Here is an 18,612-nt window from a genome sequence, read left to right on the forward strand (position 1 = left end):
TCTGGTCAGCGGATTCATCAATCCTTTGGCCTCGCTCCGTGAAGGTTTGGCCATGACTGGCGTGCCGGGGGCGGACTTCGCAGTTGGCACATGCCGGAACGCGTGTGAGGTTGCTGCGCGCGGGGATCCACGTCGAGCGCGCCCCTTGTGTGGATAATTCCGCTATGCCGGATTCTCTCGACGCAGTGGACGAACCCGTCCCCGAACGCCACGCCTCTTGGCTGGAACTGTTCTTCGATCTGATCGTCGTCGCGGGGGTGGGGCAGCTGTCCCATCTGCTGCACACCGGGCCGACCTGGGCGGCGCTGGGCGAGTACGGCCTGCTGTTCCTGGCGTTCTGGCTCACTTGGGTGATGTTCACGATGTACGGGAACGTGGCCCAGGACCGGGCGCGCACGCTCGTCGTCATCGTCGCCATGTTCGGGATGGCCGTGATGGCCGCGGCCGTGCCGGGGGTGCGGGAGTCGGACGAGAAGGCGTTCGCGTTCGCCCTCGCCTACGTGGTGGTGCGCGTCATCGCCTCCCGCGCGGCGAACCGGCCGGGACGGGTGATCGTCGATCTGCCGATCCTCCAGCTCAGCGGCGGGCTCGTGCCGTGGATCGTGTCGCTGTGGGTGGGCGGGGACGCGCGGCTCTGGCTGTGGGCGCTGGGGCTCGCCATCGACGTGTTCGTCATGGTGAGGGTCTCGCGCGACGCGATGCAGGATGCGGTCGACGAACGCTGGGACACGGCCAAGCAACGGGTGCAACGGCGCCTTGAACAGGAGGAGCGCAGGAGTGGTGCCGGGCACCCCGCCCACGACATCGGCGAGCGCGGCCGCCGCGCCCTGACGAAACCCGAACTGGTGACCGCGGACGTCACGCATCTCTCCGAGCGCCTCGGACTGTTCGTGCTGATCGTCCTTGGTGAAGGGCTCGTGCAGTCCGTTGATGCCGCAGGTGAGGCGGAGTGGAACGGCTCGGTGCGGATCGTAGCCGTCGGCGCCTTCGCCATCCTCGTCCTCGTGTGGGTGCTGGCGCTGCTCGGTGGCGCGCACGGGCTGCCGCTGCTGGTCCCGGAGGCGCTCCCCGTGCACCTGGTGCTGCCGCTGCACTGCCTGTTCGCGGGGGCCGTGGCGGCGCTCGCGGCCGTGCTCGGCAGGGCGGTGGCCGACGCGGGCGGCGCCCTGCCGGGGCCCGCGCGGATGCTGCTCGGCGCCGTCGTCGCGCTGATCCTGCTCACCGCGGCGGTGTGCGCGGCGGTCTCCGGCCGAGGGGGGCGGTGGACGGCGGGAGCCGTGCTGCCGGCCCTCGTGGTGGCCGGTCTGCTGACCGTGGGCCAGGGCCCGTCGGTGTCCGAGGGCCTCGGAACCGGGCAGGCGGTCGTGCTCGCGGTCGTCGCGGTCGCCTGGCCGGTGGTGTGGCGGGCGCGACGGGGAGCGGCCGAGCCCGCCACGGCCGGCTGAACCCGCCGCCCCATCACGCCGTCGCCGTCCACGCTCAGGCCGGTGACACCAGCCACACGGCCGTGTCCTTCGGCAGTGCGCCCGCCGTGAGGGGACCGCTGGTGAGGAGCGGAGCGCCGGTGAGGCCGAGGGCGGCGAGGGGGAGCGGGTGCTCGGCCAGGTTCACCACGCACACCAAGTTCCCGCGGCGGAAGGCGAGATGGGGTGCGCCGGGCGCGGAGAGCCACTGCGGGGGCGCCGCGGGATCCGGTGCCGGGTGGGTGCGGCGCAACCGCAGCGCCCGCCGGTACAGGGCGAGCGTCGAGCCCGGGTCCGCCTGCTGCGCGGCCACCGTGAGCGGCGCCCAGTCGTCGGGCTGGGGCAGCCAGGTCGCCGCGGGCGCCGCGGTGCTGAAGCCGTACGGCGCCGCAGTGCCGTACCAGGGCAGCGGGACGCGCGCGCCGTCACGGCCCCGCTCGGTGCGCCCGGAACGTTCCCACAGCGGGTCGAGGATGCGGGCGTCGGGCACGAACGCCTGCGGAAGACCCAGCTCCTCGCCCTGGTAGAGGTACGCGGACCCGGGCAGCGCCAGCATCAACAGCGCGGCCGCACGGGCGCGCGCCAGGGAGCCATGCCGGGTGACGGGTCGCGGCGCGTCATGGCTGGAGAGCAGCCAGGTCACCTTGGAACCGGGCACCGCGAACGAACCGTCGATCACCTCGCGCAGCTCCGCCGCGTCCCAAGAGGCCTCCAGGAAGGCGAAGTTGAAGGCCTGGTGCATCTCGTCGGGGCGGATGTAGCGCCCGAGCCGGGCGGGGTCGAAGACCGCCGACTCCGCGACCATCACCCGGTCCTCGGGCGCCACCGCACCCGGCGGCGCGGGGTGCGTGTCCAGCAGGGTCCGCCACTCGCGGTAGAGCGGATGCAGCTCCTCCTGGTCGTAATAGGGCATGAGGTGGTTGCGCAGCGGGTCGGTGTGCTGTCCCGGGCCCGCGTCGGGCAGGCCCTCCGCCTTGAACAGGGCGTGCGCCACGTCCACCCGGAACCCGTCCACACCCCGGTCGAGCCAGTGCCGCAGCACGTCGGCGAAGGCGTCGCGCACCTTCGGATTGCGCCAGTTGAGGTCCGGTTGCTCGGCCGCGTGCAGATGGCAGTACCACTCGCCGTCCGCGACCCGCGTCCAGGCGGGCCCGCCGAACGCCGACTGCCAGTCGTTGGGTGGCAGTTCACCGCCCGCGCCCCGGCCCGGCCGGAACAGATACCTCTTCCGCTCCGCCGAACCGGGCCCGGCGGCCAGCGCCTCCAGGAACCAGGGGTGCCGGTCGGAGGTGTGGTTCGGGACGAGGTCGACGATGAACTTCAGGTCCAAGGCGTGGGCCCGGGCGGTGAGTTCGTCGACGTCGGCCGTCGTCCCCAGGTCCGGGGCCACGCCCGTGTAGTCGGCGATGTCGTAGCCGCCGTCGGCCAGCGGCGACGGATAGAACGGCGTGCACCACACCGCGTCGGCGCCCAGGTCCTTGATGTGTTCGAGGCGCTGGGTCAGCCCGCGCAGGTCCCCGACACCGTCGCCGTCGGAGTCGGCGAAGGCCCGCGGATACACCTCGTAGCAGACCATGTCCTGCCACCAGCTCATGCGACGACACCTTCCGAAGCCCATGGGAACGAGGGGAGGACCGACTGTTCGCGGCCCGTCGCGGCGGCGACCGTGGCCGCCTCGGCGACCGCCACCGCGCCGAAGCCGCTGCGGGCGTCCGCCGCCGGCGGGGTGCCTTCGCGCACCGCCCGTACGAGGTCGGCCATCGCGGCGCGCACGCTCTGCGCGTACACATACGGCTTGCGGGCCTCGCCGCCGAGGTCGATGACCGCGTGGACGTGGTGCGGCGCGGTGCGCCGCTCACCGCGTCCACGGGCGGGAGTGGCCGGTCCCGCGTCGCGTTCGACGTGGACGGTGAGCTGTTCGTCGCCGTGCGGCCGGAACCCCTCGACCGTCAGCAACGGGCCGAGCTGGAGCGGCAGTTGCTCCCAGCGGCGGGCGCCCGCCTCGTCGGTCCACGCCGAGATCTCCGCGTAGGCGGGGATCCAGCCGGTGATCCGCGTCTCCTCGAACCCGTGGTCCAGGCGCATGAGTTGACGCTCGGCGCGGTGGGCGTGGGTGAAGGAGTGCAGGTGGGAGGCGAGGACGCCGCCGGGGTGCACGACATCCGCGCTCACCATGTCGACCGGCCCGTCCGGCCGCGCCACCGCCGTCGCTCGCACGCTCACCGGGTCCGTGCCGAGCAGCGCCCGCGCCGCGTCGAAGAAGTGCACGCCGTGCTCGACGAAGATGCCACCGGAGTGCGCCGGGTCCCAGAACCAGTGGTCGGGGCCCAGGTCCTCGTCGGCGGCGTCGTTCTCGAACAGGAACCGGCGGACGGGCGCGAGCAGCTTCCGCTCCGTCAGCCGCTGGACCGCCCGCAGCAGCGGGTTGTAGCGCAGCACATGGTCCACGACCAGGACACGCCCTGCGCGGCGCGCCTCGTCGGCGACGGATGCCGCGTCCTCCGTCGTGGTGGCGAGCGGCTTCTCGCAGAAGACATGGCGTCCCGCACGCAGCGCCTGGGTGGCCATCGCGGCATGGGTGGCGGGCGGCGTGGCGATCAACACCGCCGCCACGTCGTCCCGTTCGAGCAGTTCGTCGAGCGAGTCGAGTGCAGGGACACCGTGCCGCGCGGCGAGCCGTGAAGCCCGCTCGCGCGACGGGTCGGCGACCGCCACCAGGCGCAGGCCCGGCAGTCCGGCGACGGCGTCCAGGACGAACTCGGCGAAGCCGCCGCAGCCGACCAGGCCTATGCCCAGGGGAGGGGGTGTCATGCGGTGCGCTCCAGGAGGGCCACGCCGATGTGCGCGTCGGCCATGCCGTAGAAGACGTACAGCTCGCCGTCGATCTCCTCGATCGCCGTCGGGAAGACGACGTTCGGGACGGTGCCGGACATCTCCTCCTCGGTCTCCGGCGCCATCAGCGGCTGGTCGGAGCGGGCGAGGATCTTCGACGGGTCGGCCGGGTCGAGGATCATGGCACCCGCCGCGTACGACACCTTCTGGTTCTGCGCCCAGGGGTCCTCGATGGTGCCGGAGACGCCGTGGTGGATGAGCAGCCAGCCCTCGGGCACGCGGATCGGGGCCGGGCCGCCGCCGATCTTCAGGGACTCCCACTCGTACTCGGAGAGCGCGACGAGCGTGTGCTGTCGCGGGCGGACGAGGGCGCGGACGTCGGCCTCGACCTCCTTGACCGGCACGTACGAGATCCAGATGCCGGGCCGCTCGTCGGTGACACCGGCGGGCAGGTGCACGCCCTCGCCCTCGCGGAACCAGCCGAGGTCCCACATCGGGCGGTGCAGCATCGCGTACGACAGCTCGCCGTCGGGGGCCGGGACCGGCTCCGGGAAGTGGACGACGTCCTTGTTCGGGAAGAGGTTGAGGTCGGTGTCGAGGTCGGCCTGGTACGCGAACTGGATCGGGCCGAGGCGCGTCCAGTCGGTGAGGTTCTCGGAGACGGCGAGCGCGGGCTTCGGGCCGAGCGGGCCGTAGGCGACGTACGACATGACGTGCTTGCCGAGCGAGGGGACCCAGGTGATGCGGGGGTCCTCGACGCCCGCGTTGTTCTTGCCGCGCTCCCAGCCCTCGTCGGGGGCGAGGACGACGCCGCGGCGCTCGACACCGTTCGGCACGCCCTGCTCGTCGAAGGTGACCTCGGCGAGGCCGACGCGGGAGACGTTGCCCTCGGAGACGAGGCGGGGGAGGAGGTGCAGTGTGCCGTCGGGGGTGCGTCCTGCGGCCGGGTTGAGGACGCCCTCGACCTCGTTCGCCTCACCGGCGAGGGGCGACATGACCACGCCCTTGCGGACCATGCGGTAGGGGATCGTGGTGGCAGTGTCGTCGGTGGGATTGCTCATGTGCGGATTCAGCCCTTGGTAGCGGAGTCGATGTCGGTGGAGGTGAAGTGGCGCTGGAACACGAGGAACAGGACCACCGCGGGGAGAGCCAGCACGCACGCGCCGGCCAGCAGGGCGCCGGCCGGGTTGGCGACCGTGCCCTGAAGATTTGACAGGAAGCTCGCGAGGGAGACCGCGAGGGGCTGCATGTCGGCGTTCTTGGTGACGAGGAACGGCCACAGGAACTCGTTCCACGGCCCGATGAACGTCAGGAGCAGCGCGGTCAGGATGGCCGGCTTGGCCATCGGCAGCGCGATCTTCCAGAGGATCCGCAGCTCGCTCGCGCCGTCGATGCGCGCCGCTTCGAAGAGGGACTGCGGCATCTGCGAGAAGAACTGCCGGAACAGGAAGACGGCCGTGGAGTTGATCGCGAACGGCAGGATCATGCCGAAGTAGTTGTCGCCGAGCCCGTAGTCGCGGACCACGAGGACGTACAGCGGCAGCGTCAGGAGCTGGAACGGGACCATCTGCACGAGGAGCAGCGCCCCGAACACCGCGCCCTTGCCGCGGAACTTCAGCACGGCGAGCGCGTATCCGGCGAGCACACCGAAGACCAGGGTGCAGATGAGGACGCCGATCGTCATGATCCCGGAGTTGAGCAGTGAACGGCCCAGCGAGATCGTGCTGTTGATCGCCGCGTAGTTGGCGCCGGTCAGGCCGGAGGGGACGGCCGCCGACAGATCGCCGGCCGTGACCTTCCGCAGCGAGCCGACGACCATGTAGTAGAAGGGGAACAGGAAGACGACCGCGCCGAGCGACAGCAGCACGTAGCGCAGGGCCTTCCCGCCGACGCGGCGGCCGGGCGCGGGAGTGGTGGCACTCATGTCAGTTGCCCCTCTCGGTGAGCTTGCGGGCGGCGAGCGAGACGACCATGACGAAGGCGATGAGGACGACGCCGAGCGCGGCCGCGACATCGGGGTGCCCCTGCTCGATGCCCTTCTGGTACATGAGCAGCACCGGCGACGTGGACGCGTGGTCCGGGCCACCGCCCCCGGTCAGCAGGTAGGGCTCGCTGAACATGTTGGCGCCGGTGATGATCGCGTAGATGACGACCAGCGTCGTCGCGGGACGCACGCCCGGCACGGTCACCGAGAAGAACTGCCGCACCTTGCCGGCGCCGTCCATGGCGGACGCCTCGTACAGTTCCTTGCCGACGTTCTGAAGTGCGGCCAGGTACAGCATCACGAAGAAGCCGAGCTGCTTCCAGGTCACGAAGACGGCGATCATCGGCATCGCGAGATGCGTGTTGACCAGCCACGACGGGTCCGGTGCGTGCGAGCCGAGCAGATGGTTGACGAAGCCGTCCTGGCCGAAGAGGAACTGCCACACCGCGACGAGCGCGACGCTCGCGGTCACGTACGGGAGGTAGAACGCGGCGCGGAAGAACGCCCGCCCTCGCATCTTCGCGTTCAGCGCGGCGGCCAGGACCAGCGAGAGGCCCACGGTCAGCGGCACGTTGATGACCAGGAAGATCAGGATGTTGAGGAACGCCTGGCCGACCACCGGGTCGGTGAACACGTCCTTGTAGTTGGACAGGCCCACCCACGGCGCGTCCACGTCCGTGCCGGGAGCCGTGAAGTAGAAGCGGTGGAAGGACATCCACACCGTGTAGACCAGCGGGATCGCGAAGACGACGAGCAGGAACAGCACGTACGGGGAGACGAACAGGGCGCCGACGCGTGAGCGGAAGCGGTTCCTGCGCGCGGGCGACTGCTCCGTGGAGGAGGGCGCGGCGGGGCGCGACTGGAGAGTCAGGCTCATGACTGGCCTCCGTACTCGTTCAGCAGGTCGGTGATCTCGGACGAGGCGTTGCTCAGGCCCGCGCGCGTGGACTCGCGGCCGAAGACGACCGACTTCGTCCACTCGTCGCGGAAGGCCTGCCAGATGTCGACCGAACCCGGCACGTTCGGCACCTCGACGACGCGCTCCGCCTGGTCGGCGAAGGCCCTGTACGTGGGGTGCTCGGCGAAGTAGTCGGCGTAGCGCTTCGTCAGGTCCTCGCGCATCGGCATCTGGCCGGTCGTCTCGAGGAACCTGCCGTCCTGTGCACTCGACGTGGCGAACTTCAGCAGGTCCCAGGCCGTGCCCCGGTTCTTGCACGCGCTGAACATCGCCACCGACTTCTCGTCGCTGAACGAGTGCTTGCCGCTGCCGCCGTCGGAGGTGGGGACCGGCGCGACACCGATGTCCACGGCGTTCTTGTACGCGGAGACGGCCCACGGGCCGACGGTGGCCATCGCGGCCTTCCCGTCGTTGAGGGCGTCGCCCGGATACGCCTCCTGCGGCGCCAGCTTCTCCGCGTACAACTCGCGCCAGAAGGACGCTGCTTGGCGCCCTGCCGCGGAGTCGAACTGCGGTTTGCCGTCCTCGATCAGCTGCTTTCCGCCGCTCTGCGCGGCGAACGCGGGATAGAAGTCGTACCAGGGCTGGAAGAAGTCACTGGACGGCGAGGGCCAGATCGCCGCCTTCGCGGCGCCGCTGTGCACCAGCGTGCGGGAGGTCTTCAGGAACTCCTTGTACGTGGCGAGCTTCGGGTGCTCCGGATCGAGACCGGCCTTCTTGAACAGCTTCTTGTTGTAGAGGATCATCACCGGGTTGCTCTTCCAGGGCAGCTGGTAGAACTTGCCGTCCGGCGACTTGTACTGGTCGGCGAGGCCGCCGCTGCGCCCGGTGACGTACGACGTGCCGCCGGGGAAGTCGTCCAGCGGGACGAGCCCGTTCTGCTTCTGGAAGGTCGGTACCGCCGCGGGCGAGGTGTTGAAGGCCAGGCAGGCCGACGTGCCCGCGATGATCGAGGCGCTGATGGCCTCCTCGGACGTCTTGCCCGCAGGGATCTGCTGGGCGGTGACGTGCTGATCGGGATGGCGCTTGTTCCACGCGGCCACCATCTGCTTGCCCCACTGCACCTCTTGGGCGTTGTTGGACAGCCAGACCGTGATCGGCCCGCGCGCGTCGGCGGCGACGTTCGCGTCGGGGGCGGCCCGGCCGCAGGCTGTCGCCGTTCCCGCGAGCGCGAGCACGAGCAGCGAGGACGCCGTTCTCCTCAGCATGATGATCTCCGAACTGTTCACGCGCGGCCTCGTCGCCGTGCGCAATTCCCGGTCCGCGCACGGCGCGGCCGAAGTCTGTTGCTCCATCGCTTTGTCGCTCTGTCGTGCGGACTCAGTCGCGCGGGGCGGGACCGATCGACGCACGGGGAATGAACTCGGCGGGCGGCAGCGCCACGTGCGCCGCGCCCTCGTCCCCGGCGAGCACCGCGTCCAGGGCGCGGGCCGCGGCCTCGCCCCAACCACGGGCGTCCGCGCGGGCGGAGGAGAGCGGCGGATAGCTGTAGCGGGTCAGGGGCGCGTCGTCGTAGCCGACGACCGAGAGCCGCTCGGGCACCGGGACACCCAGCTCCTGGGCGACCGAGAGCCCGGCCATCGCGGCCAGGTCGTTGCCGTAGACGATCGCGGTCGGCGGAGTGTCGAGCGCGAGCAGCTCACGGGTGGCCCGCGCACCGCCCTCGGCGCTGAACCCGCCGGGCAGCACCGGGCCCTCGGGCAGGCCCAGGTCGCGCAGCGCCTGCTCCCAGGCGAGGCGGCGCCGGTGTGCGTGCCGGAACTCGTGGGGCCCCTCGACGTGCGCGATGTGCCGGTGGCCGAGGTCGGCGAGGCGGCGGACCGCGGCGGAGTAGGCGGGCTCGTCGTCCAGGCTGACCGTGGGCAGGCCGCCGCCCCACTCGGGCTGGCCCACCACCACGGCGGGCAGGCCGAGCCGGCGCATCAGCGGAGGGCGCGGGTCGTCGTGCCGGAGGTCCGTGAGGAGTACGCCGTCGACCTGGCGCTCGGCCGCGAGGCGCTCGTACACGCCCTGCTCCTTCTCCGGCGTGGTCACGTGCACCATCAGGCCGTCGCCGCGCTGCCCGATGACGGCCTCGACGCCCGCGATGAACGCCGGGAAGAAGAGGTCTGCCCCGATCTGTTCCGGTTCGCGGGTCAGGACGAGGCCGAACGCCCCTGCCTTGCCGAGCGAGAGGGCGCGGGCCTGGCGGCTCGGCGTCCATCCGAGGTCGGCGGCCGCCGCGAGCACGCGGGCCTTGGTGTCCTCCGCGATGCCGGGGCGGTCGTTGAGGGCGAAGGAGACGGTGGCGCGGGAGACCCCGGCGTGGCGTGCGACGTCCGCGATGGTGGGCTTGCGGGCCATGCGTGCGCAACTCCTTGAGGGCGGCCTCCGGATGGACGTTCAAACCGGTTTGAACGGCCGAACGACGTTGACTAAACCGGTTTGAACGTGGAGGCGTCAAGAGGTTGGCCGATGTGATCTGCGTCGCTGCGCGGTGGGTGGCGCCGGTGGTGTCGTGGCGTCGCGCAACGCCTGCCGTTCGAGCGACGGTCAAGGCCTGTCGTGCGTGCGACGGTCAACGATCGCCGTGCGAGCGGCGGTTGAGCACGGCGACCGTCGCCAGGAGGGCGAAGAGGGCCACGGCGAACCAGGTCATCGCCGAGGTCGCCGTGAGCGAGAGCGTGGCGACGCCGAGGGCGACGGCCGGGCCGCTCAACCCCAAGTAGGCGACGAGGAACAGGCCCGCGAGCGCCTCGCCGCGCCGCGCGGGAGCCGCCATCGCGACCACGGTCCCGACCGCCGCCTTGAACAGCAGCCCCGCCCCGACGCCCGCGACCGCACCACCCACCAGGAACGTGGCGAGGTCGGCGGTGTGCATCCCGACGACGAGCGTGACGAAGCCCGCGCCCTCCGCGAGCAGCCCCAGCGTCGACTTCGCCCGCGGCGCGAGGCGGTTGGTGAGGATCTGGGCGAGGGCCGCGCCCCCGAACACCAGGAACGAGATCGCCCCGGCCAGCAGGTGCGACGGGTGGTGCAGAGTGTGTGCGACGAACCCGGCGGCGATCGACGAGAACAGGCCGAACACCGCGAAGGACGCGAACGCGCCCGCCGCCGCGGCCACATACCCGGCCCGGTCGCCATGGTCGGCGCTCACCCGCTGCGGCCGGTAGCGCGGCCTGACCGGCAGCTCGCGCACGGTCTCCGGAGTGCGGGACAGGGCCACCGCCACGGCCGCGAGGAGCACGGCGAACACGAGATACGGCAGCCGCAGCGGAGCCGTCACGTACTGCGCGAGGAATCCGGAGACCAGCGGACCGAGGCCGAGTCCGCCGATGTTGGCGGCCGTCGACACCGTCTCGAACCGCCCCGGCGATGCGGCGGGACGGTGCGCGCCGTGCAGTTCGGCCAGGTGGGCGGTGGCCGTCGCGCTGAGCATGCCGATGCCGAGACCGCTCACGAACCGGGCGACGAGCAGCACCGGAAGCTCCGGACTCGACAGGAACAGCAGGGCGGCGACGAACTCGAGGCCGAGCGCCGGCAGCAGGATCTTCTTGCGCCCCACCCAGTCCGACACGTGCCCGGCCAGTAGCAGGCTGACGACGACGCCCACCGCGTACACCGCGAAGACGACGGTGACCATGAAGGTCGAGAAGCCGTCCCGCTCCTCGTACAGCGGATACAGCGGGGTGGGCACCGTCGAGAACGCCATGGACGTGAGGAAGGCGAGCGCCACGATCCAGAAGCCGATGCCGTGCCGGCGCGAACCGGTGGCGGGGCGTGCGGTGGGCCGGGCGGTGGGGGAGTGGGACGGGGTGCGGACGCGCGTCGGCGTGGCCATGCGGCAGGAGTCCGTTCGGCTGGAGGAGGTGCGGGCGGGCACGGTCCACTCTCCGTGCGCGCAGCCATCACGTCCAACGAATCTTCGCGCTGGTGACGATCGCGAAGACAGATGGTTGCTGCGATAGTCGACGAGTGGAACTACGTCATCTCGAGTACTTCGTCGCCGTGGCGGAGGAGCAGAACTTCACGCGCGCGGCGGCCCGTCTGCACATCGTGCAGTCCGCGGTCTCTGCCGCAGTCAAAACGCTGGAGCGGGAACTGGACGCGCGGCTGCTGGACCGCAACTCCAAACGGGTGCTGCTGACCGACGAAGGGCGGGCGCTGCTGCCACGTGCCCGGATCGTCCTGGAGGCCGCGCGCGACGCCGCGGACGCCGTGGCCGAGGTGCGGGGCGCGCTGCGCGGCACCCTGCGCCTGGGCACCCTCACGTCGATCCGGCTCATCGACCTGCCGGGTCTGCTGGGCGAGTTTCACCGTCGTCATCCGGGGATCCAGGTGCAGATCACCGTCGCGCCGACCGGGTCCCAGGGGCATCTCACGGCACTTGCGGAACGCCGTCTCGACCTTGCCCTCGTGTCCCTGCCGGGGGCAAGTCCTGCGGAGGTCGAGCTGACGCCGCTGGCCGGCTCGACCCTCGACCTCGTAGTGCCGGCCGACCACCCGCTCGCCGGGCGTGAAAGTGTGGCGATCCGCGAGCTGGCCGGGCTGCGGTTCATCGACTGTCCCGTGGGCTACGGGAACCGCTCCGTCGCCGACCGCGCCTTCGCCACGGCGGGCGTCCCGCGCCACGTCACCATCGAGATCACGGACCTCGCGACCAGCGCCGATTACGTCAGGGCGGGCCTGGGTGTGGCCCTGGTGCCGCGCTTCCTCGCCGACACCGCGCACGGCCTGGCCGTCCTGCCGGTGACGGACGCGGACCTCGGCTGGTCGCTCTATCTCGCGACCCCGGCGGACCGCCCGCCGAGCGCGGCTGCCCGCGCGCTCACGGACCTGCTGCGGAATTCGGCCGACACCATCGCATGACGGCGCGAACGAGGGCTTGAGGCGCCTCTGGCATGTGCCATACGTTTGGATGCGCCGAAGAGGGTTACCCTCTTCAACGCCCCTGGACCCTGGGCAGCTTGGCTGAAGACGCCACAGTCGCATCGCCGACAACGCGACTGTGGTCCTCCGTCCGAGACGCGCCTGCTGGGGCTTCCTCCCGCGGTCCCGCGGCGTCACTGGACGGAACAGGCGAGGAAGCGCGTGAAGGGGAGCCGTGCTTTCTCGTGGGTGGCCCCCGCCGATGTTCGGAAGCGATTTCCGGCGGGGGTCGCTGCTGCCTTCCCGGGCGGCCGGGCGGACGTCAGTGGCCGACCTGTGAGGCCGGGTGAATGGTCAGTGGCCGAACGCCTCCTGCAGCCACCAAGAGCCCTCGTCCCGCGTCGTCTTGGCGTCGATCACCATCGGCCGGTCCGGGGCGGCGAGCCACTCGGCAAGCGGCGACAGGTCCTCCGGCGCCGTCACCGTCAGGGCCGCGCAGCCGTGGCCGCGGGCGAGCGCCGCGATGTCGGTGTCGGGAAACGTGACCGTGGACAGGTCCGCCGCCTCGGTGGGGTGGCCGAAGTGGTGGACCTCGGCCCCGTACATGGCGTCGTTGTAGACCACCACCAGGAGCGGCAGGCCGAGGCGCACGGCTGTCTCCAACTCCGAGACGCCCATCAGGAATCCGCCGTCGCCGCAGGCCGCCACCGGGAGCCGCTCGGGCCGGGCGAGCGCCGCGCCGATCGCCGTCGACAGGCCGAGGCCGATCGACTGGAACGCCTGCGTGAAGCACAGCCCGTACTGGTCGGGCACGTCGAGGTACATGCTCGGGTAGCCCATGAAGTTGCCCGAGTCGACGGCGACCGTGCGCTCGGCCGGGAGCATGTCGTTGAGCGTGAGTGTGAGCGCCCGAGGGTCGATGCGGCCGTCACCCGTGCCGTCCTCGAACGGGACCTGGGGCCAACGGCCCTCGGCGGCAAGCCGCTTGGCGACGTCCGGCGTGCGGTATCGGCTCGCCGCGGGATCGTCCGCCAGGAGCGCGGCGACCTCGCGCGCCGTCTCCGTGACACCGCCCCACATGCCCAGGTCGATGTCGCGGGTGCGGCCGAGGGCGTCGCGGTCGACGTCCACCTGGACGACCTTGGCCGTGTCCGAGATGAGGCGCCCGTGCCGCATGGTCCACATGTTCAGGGCGCAGCCCCAGCCCACGATCAGGTCGGCGCCCGAGATGAGTTCGGCGGCCAGCGGTGTGGAGAAGCCGCCGGCCACGTCCAGACACCACTCCTCGCCCTGCCGCCCGTTGAACAGCCCGCGCGCCACCGCCGACGTGGCGAGCAGCGCTCCCGTCCGCGAGGCGAGCGCCGCGATCGCCTCGCCGGCCTCGCCGGAACGGGCGCCGCGACCGGCCACGAACACCGGGCGTTCGGCGCGGCGCAGCAGCTCGGCGAAGTCCTCGGCGTCGGCGGCGGCCGGGCGCGGCAGACCGGGGGCCGGTCGGCGCCGAGGAGCCACCGCGTCCTCGGGCAGCGCCTCGTCCTGTACGTCGATGGGGACGTTGAGGACCACCGTGCGGCGCTCCTCGGCGCACAGCCGGAACGCGCGGGTGACGTCGTCCAGCGCCGTGCGCGCGGAGCGGACCCGCGCCGACACCGCCCCGACGCCCTCGGCGATGGCCGGCTGATCGACGTAGAAGTTCGAGGTCCGCTCGGTCGCCTCCGCCGTCACGACCAGCAGCGGAGTGCGGCTCTTCGCGGCCTCGGCCACACCAGTAAGGGAGTTGGTGTAGCCGCAGCCCTGGTGCACGGAGAGGACGGTGACCTCGCCGCTGGTGCGGGCGTGCGCGTCCGCCATGACCGCCGCGCCACCCTCGTGCCGCGCCGCGACGAAGCGCGCGCCCGCGGCCACGAGCGCGCCCGTCACATGAAAGTTGCCGCTGCCCACCACGCCGAACGCGGTGCGCACACCGAGCCGGTGGAGCTCGCGGCCGATGGCTTCCCGTACGAGCATGCTCACTTGCCTTCCGAGGCGGGCGTCAGCGCCAGGACGCGCGCGGGGCTGCCGGAGCCGCCGACGATGCGCAGCGGCGCGACCACGAGCACCGCGCCGACCGGCGGAAGCTCCCCGACGCCCCGCAGCTGCGTCACGCCGTACTTCCCGTTGCCGAGCATGAAGTGGTGGACGGGGAAGGGCGGTTCGAAGCGGAACGCCTGACCCGCGTCCGTGCCCACGGTCTCCACGCCGATCCCCACGATGCCGGTCTCCTCGGCCAGGTAGCGGGCGCACTCCGGGGTGAGGCCCGGGGTGTGCGGGCCGTTGTCGTCGGCGTTGAGGAACGCGGCCTGGTCGTCGGAGCGGGTGTCCCAGCCGGTCCGGTACACCAGCCAGCCGCCCTCGGGCAGCGTGCCGTGCTCACGCTCCCACGCCTTCAACTCGTCGAGGCCGAGCAGATGGTCGGGGTCCTTGGCACACTCGGCCGACTTGTCCACGACCGCGGCGGGCCCCACGAGCCGCGTCGCCGGCACACTGCCCACGTCCTCCAGGTGGCGCCCGGACGACCAGTGCACCGGGGCGTCGAAGTGGGTGCCCACGTGCTCGCCGGTGTGGATGTGGTTCTGGAAGGAGATCTCACCGGGATCGTCCCAGTCGTTGAGCCGCTCCAGCTCGAAGTGGGGTATCGGGTGCATAGGTTCGGGCAGCGGAAGGATCGGCGTCCCGGAGGAGAGGGGCGCCGTGAGGTCGACGACGCGGACGGAGCCGGTGGCGAGCGCGGCCGCCAGATCGAGTGTCGACGCGTTCCCCACGCCGGGTGTGTTCGGTGCTGAAGTCATGGTCATCATCATCGACGCTTCCGCCGCCCGAGCCAATGGCCGGGTGAGGTCACCAACGGGGCAGCCCCGGCCGGAAGTCCGGTTGGACACGGCGCATGTAGCCGCTGTCGTCGCGATCCCGGATGCCGGACTCCAGATAGACGCGGTGCATCCGTTCCAGTGCGTCACGGTCGAGGGTGACACCGAGACCGGGCCCTGTGGGCACGCGAACCGCCCCGTTCTCCAGCTTCAGCGCGCCCGGCTCCACGATGTCGCTGTCGGCGTTCCACGGGTAATGGGTGTCGCAGGAGTGGTCCAGGCGAGGCAGTGAAGCGGCGACGTGGGTCATCGCGGCGAGGCTGATACCGAGGTGGGAATTGGAGTGCATGGAAAGGCCGAGCCCGAACGCCTCGCAAACGGCGGCGAGTTCACGGGTGCGGCGCAGTCCGCCCCAGTAGTGGTGGTCGGTGAGCAGGACCTGGACGGCGTTCTCCCGCACCGCCGGGCGCAGATGCTCCCAGGCGATCACACACATGTTGGTCGCCAGCGGCATGGGGGACCTGCGGGCCAGCTCGGCCATGCCCGCGATGGTCCTGGTCGGATCCTCCAGGTACTCGAGGGTGCCGGCGAGGCGCCGGGCCACATGGGCCGAAGTCTCCACGGTCCAGGCCGTGTTCGGGTCCAGGCGCAGCGGCGCGTCCGGGAAGGCGTCGCGCAGCGCCTCGACGGCGGCGATCTCCTCGTCGGGCGTGAAGACGCCGCCCTTGAGCTTGAAGGACTCGAAGCCGTACAGCTCCCGCATGCGCCGCGCCTGCGCGACGATGCCGTCCGGAGTGAGCGCTTCCCCCCACTCGTCCGCGATCGCCGGGCGTCCGTCGAGGGCGGGGTGCTGGGCCCATTTGTAGAAGAGATATCCGGCGAAGGGCACGCTGTCGCGCACCGCGCCGCCCAGGAGGTCGCTGACCGGACGGCCGGTGAGCTTGCCCTGCGCGTCGAGGCAGGCCACCTCGATCGCCGAGGTGGTCCAGCCGCGCTCGTGCGCGCTCGGTACGTCGGCCCTCAGTGCGTCGTCGACGGCGGAGCACAGGGCCGTGGTGTCGAAGACGTCCCGGCCCGGCAATATCTTCGCGGCCCGCTCCAGGCGGGCGAGCCGCGCGCTGCCGCCGGGTGATTCGCCCAACCCGACGGTGCCGTCCTCCAGGACGAGTTGGAGGACGCAGCGCAGCGCGAGGGGCTCGTGCACCCCGTCGGCGTTGAGCAGGGGAGGGTCCGCGAAGGCGATGGGCGTGACGATGAGTTCACGGATGCGGCTGCTGGCGTCCGGGGGAGCGGTATCCGGGTGAGCGGTGGACGACTTCATGCCTCGGGCCCTTCTGTCCGGTGGTCTGTTCGCGGGAGCGACGGACATTCAGATAAGAGCACATGATTCGTATGCATGAACAGTCCGAGCGGTCCCCGTGGGCCTGCCAGGTGGCGTGACAGGGCCTTTCACGTGCGTGAATCGCTGGTTCTGTGTGATCCATTGACGCTGTGACGGTCGGTCCGTAGGGTGCCCACGATCTTGATCAGCATTCAGAAACGCGAACCACCGTCCCCACGAGGCACCAGACTTGGGAGCCCGCATGGCCGCGCAACCGTTCAAGTGGAAGACCCGGGCCGAAAGGGCCGCGGCGGCGGCCGAACGCACCGCTGAGCAGCGTGCGATCAGGAAATTCCTGACCAGAATGCTGCCCGTGCTCGTCCTGATGCTGGTGATCAACCAGATGGACCGGACGAACGTGGGCTTCGTCCAGGACGACCTCCGTGCGGACGTCGGCGTCAGCGCCACCGCGTACGGCCTGGGTGCCGGCCTCTTCTTCATCGGCTACGCCCTGTTCGAGGTGCCCAGCAACATGCTGCTCGAGCGGCTCGGCGCACGTGTCTGGCTCACCCGGATCATGATCACGTGGGGCGCCGTGATCCTCGGGATGTGCTTCATCCACGACGTGTGGGCCTTCTACGGGCTGCGCTTCCTGCTCGGCGTCGCCGAGGCGGGATTCTTCCCCGGCGTCATGCTGTACTTCACCCAGTGGCTGCCGAACTCCCACCGGGGCAAGGCCAGCGCGATCTTCCTGGGCGGTTCGGCCACCGCGTACATCGTGACCGGGCCGATCACCGGGGCCCTCCTGGAGATGCACGGCATCGGCGGCATCGCCGGATGGCGCTGGATGTTCGCGCTCGAAGGCGGCTTCTCGATCGTGTTCGGCATCTTCGCCGGCTTCTTCCTCGTCTCTCGCATCCGTGACGCCCGCTGGCTGTCCGACGAGGAGAAGGAGGCGCTGAGTTCGGCGGTCGAGAGCGACCGGAAGGAGCGCACCCGGGCCCCCGGCACCAGCGGCATCAAGCTCCTCTTCCAGGGGCAGGTCGCCGCGCTGACGTGCGTGTTCTTCGCCATGGCACTGACCGGCTACGCCATCACCTTCTGGCTGCCGAGCCTCGTCGAAGAGATCGGCGGACTGTCTCCCTTCCAGGTCGGGCTCATCTCCGCGATCCCGTGGATCTTCGCCGTCATCGCGATGTACACCACCAACCACTTCACCGACCGGCTCCCCGACCGGCGCCCCTACTTGGCCGCGGCGCTGGTCCTGTCGGCTCTCGGCACCTTCCTGGCAACCCTCGGATCGCCCTGGTTCGGGCTGGTCGCGATCACTCTGGCCGCGGTCGGTGGCAAGGTGGCCGCGGGTGTGTTCTGGCCGATGGCCCAGCACGGCCTGGACGTGAAGATCGCCGCTCCGGGCCTGGCCCTCGTCAACTCGCTGGGCAATCTGGGCGGCTTCGTCTCACCGACCCTCTTCGGCTACCTCAAGGACACCACGGGAAGCACCAACGGCGGCCTCTACACCCTGTCCGCGGCCTCCCTTCTCGCCCTCATCGGCGTGGCCCTCATCCGCAACCACGGCCGCGGCCCCTCCGACCCGGTCCCCGCGAACGCCCCGAAGGACCGACTCGCCGCGGGAGATGCGTGAGGCCTCACGGCGCGCCCACGCGAGCGCGCCGTGAGGCTGGGGCCCGGCAGGGTGCTAGCCCATGCTCTTCGAGCCGTCCAGGGACTCGCGGATGATGTCGGCGTGGCCCGCGTGCTGCGCGGTCTCGGCGACGATGTGCATCAGGACCCGGCGGACGGACCACTGGGCGCCCGGCTCGTTCCAAGGGGCCTTCGGCAGCGGCCACTTGCGGTCCAGGTCGGGCACGGTCGCCACCAGTTCGTCGGTCGTGGCCGCGGCCTTCTCGTAGTCGGCCAGCACGCCGGCCAGCGTCTCGTCGGGCAGCAGCCGGAAGTCGTCCGCCCGGGCGGCGAAGTCCTCGTCGGTCATCGCCGAGAAGTCCGGCATGGCGGACGGGCCTTCGAGGATGAAGCCCACCCAGCCGCGCTCCACCCCGGTGACGTGCTTGATCAGACCGCCGAGACACAGCTCGCTCGCCGTGGTCCGCTGCCGGGCCTGGTCGTCCGTCAGATCCCGCGTGGTGAAGGCCAGGAAGTGCCGCTGCTTGGCCAACGACTCAAGGATGTCGGCGCGTTCGCCGGTGACGGTGGGGCCCTGGGTGGTCGGCTCGCTGGTGGTCATGGTGTCAGCCTCTCGCGTGGAATCCCGCTTGGTGTTCGGTTCCGTCACAGTAGCCAGCAAGTAGGTCTGATCGTGTCCTAGTTCGCTTCCTGCTCCGTTTGATTCTTCTCCGCTT

15 protein-coding genes are annotated in these 18,612 nt (G+C 71.1%); 3 read left to right on the forward strand and 12 right to left on the reverse strand.

The window, feature by feature from the left end:
• The first annotated feature begins 164 nt into the window (after nt 1-164).
• Complete coding sequence (locus OHA73_RS44785) at nt 165-1,445, forward strand: low temperature requirement protein A (RefSeq protein WP_327658312.1); 1,281 nt, start codon at nt 165-167, stop codon at nt 1,443-1,445.
• A gap of 34 nt (nt 1,446-1,479) precedes the next feature.
• On the opposite strand, the gene OHA73_RS44790 is transcribed toward OHA73_RS44785, so the two are convergent.
• From OHA73_RS44790 to OHA73_RS44825, 8 genes are all read right to left on the reverse strand, one after another.
• A complete protein-coding gene (locus OHA73_RS44790; RefSeq protein ID WP_327658313.1) occupies nt 1,480-3,057 on the reverse strand; it encodes a glycoside hydrolase family 13 protein in 1,578 nt (525 codons plus the stop codon).
• Nucleotides 3,054-4,274, reverse strand: a complete 1,221-nt coding sequence (locus OHA73_RS44795) for a Gfo/Idh/MocA family protein (RefSeq protein ID WP_327658314.1) — start codon at nt 4,272-4,274, stop codon at nt 3,054-3,056. The genes OHA73_RS44790 and OHA73_RS44795 overlap by 4 nt, the downstream gene beginning before the upstream one ends.
• A complete protein-coding gene (locus OHA73_RS44800) occupies nt 4,271-5,356 on the reverse strand; it encodes a glycoside hydrolase family 130 protein (protein WP_267073153.1) in 1,086 nt (361 codons plus the stop codon). Before OHA73_RS44800 ends, OHA73_RS44795 begins: the two co-directional genes overlap by 4 nt.
• 8 nt (nt 5,357-5,364) lie before the next feature.
• Nucleotides 5,365-6,219 (reverse strand): carbohydrate ABC transporter permease, encoded by an 855-nt coding sequence (locus OHA73_RS44805; RefSeq protein WP_267073152.1) that lies wholly within the window; start codon nt 6,217-6,219, stop codon nt 5,365-5,367.
• A 1-nt stretch (nt 6,220) separates the two neighbouring features.
• Complete coding sequence (locus OHA73_RS44810) at nt 6,221-7,156, reverse strand: carbohydrate ABC transporter permease (RefSeq protein ID WP_267073151.1); 936 nt, start codon at nt 7,154-7,156, stop codon at nt 6,221-6,223.
• Complete coding sequence (locus OHA73_RS44815; RefSeq protein ID WP_267073150.1) at nt 7,153-8,445, reverse strand: ABC transporter substrate-binding protein; 1,293 nt, start codon at nt 8,443-8,445, stop codon at nt 7,153-7,155. Before OHA73_RS44815 ends, OHA73_RS44810 begins: the two co-directional genes overlap by 4 nt.
• A 112-nt stretch (nt 8,446-8,557) precedes the next feature.
• Complete coding sequence (locus OHA73_RS44820) at nt 8,558-9,580, reverse strand: LacI family DNA-binding transcriptional regulator (RefSeq protein ID WP_267073149.1); 1,023 nt, start codon at nt 9,578-9,580, stop codon at nt 8,558-8,560.
• Nucleotides 9,581-9,794: 214 nt separating this feature from the next.
• Nucleotides 9,795-11,057, reverse strand: coding sequence for an MFS transporter (locus tag OHA73_RS44825; protein ID WP_267073148.1), 1,263 nt, complete (start codon nt 11,055-11,057; stop codon nt 9,795-9,797).
• Between the two features lie 134 nt (nt 11,058-11,191).
• Here OHA73_RS44825 and OHA73_RS44830 point away from each other — a divergent pair, with 134 nt between their 5' ends.
• Complete coding sequence (locus OHA73_RS44830; protein WP_266725226.1) at nt 11,192-12,085, forward strand: LysR family transcriptional regulator; 894 nt, start codon at nt 11,192-11,194, stop codon at nt 12,083-12,085.
• Between the two features lie 354 nt (nt 12,086-12,439).
• Here OHA73_RS44830 and OHA73_RS44835 read toward each other — a convergent pair whose 3' ends face one another.
• The 3 genes from OHA73_RS44835 to OHA73_RS44845 are packed head-to-tail and all read right to left on the reverse strand — an operon-like array spanning nt 12,440 to nt 16,252.
• The gene (locus OHA73_RS44835; protein ID WP_267073147.1) at nt 12,440-14,092 is read right to left on the reverse strand and encodes a thiamine pyrophosphate-binding protein; all 1,653 of its coding nucleotides are present in this window, start codon (nt 14,090-14,092) and stop codon (nt 12,440-12,442) included.
• Nucleotides 14,093-14,094: 2 nt separating this feature from the next.
• Entirely contained in the window at nt 14,095-14,913 is an 819-nt protein-coding gene (locus OHA73_RS44840) for a cyclase family protein (RefSeq protein WP_267073146.1), read from the reverse strand.
• Between the two features lie 49 nt (nt 14,914-14,962).
• Nucleotides 14,963-16,252: a glucarate dehydratase family protein gene (locus OHA73_RS44845; protein WP_267073145.1), complete on the reverse strand. Its 1,290-nt coding sequence runs from the start codon at nt 16,250-16,252 to the stop codon at nt 14,963-14,965.
• A gap of 262 nt (nt 16,253-16,514) precedes the next feature.
• Here OHA73_RS44845 and OHA73_RS44850 point away from each other — a divergent pair, with 262 nt between their 5' ends.
• The gene (locus OHA73_RS44850; RefSeq protein ID WP_266725233.1) at nt 16,515-17,897 is read left to right on the forward strand and encodes an MFS transporter; all 1,383 of its coding nucleotides are present in this window, start codon (nt 16,515-16,517) and stop codon (nt 17,895-17,897) included.
• 54 nt (nt 17,898-17,951) lie between these two features.
• Here OHA73_RS44850 and OHA73_RS44855 read toward each other — a convergent pair whose 3' ends face one another.
• On the reverse strand, nt 17,952-18,497 hold the full coding sequence (locus OHA73_RS44855) for a DinB family protein (protein ID WP_267073144.1): 546 nt from the start codon (nt 18,495-18,497) through the stop codon (nt 17,952-17,954).
• Between the last annotated feature and the right edge of the window lie 115 nt (nt 18,498-18,612).

Source organism: Streptomyces sp. NBC_00483 (assembly GCF_036013745.1).
Lineage (GTDB): Bacteria > Actinomycetota > Actinomycetes > Streptomycetales > Streptomycetaceae > Streptomyces.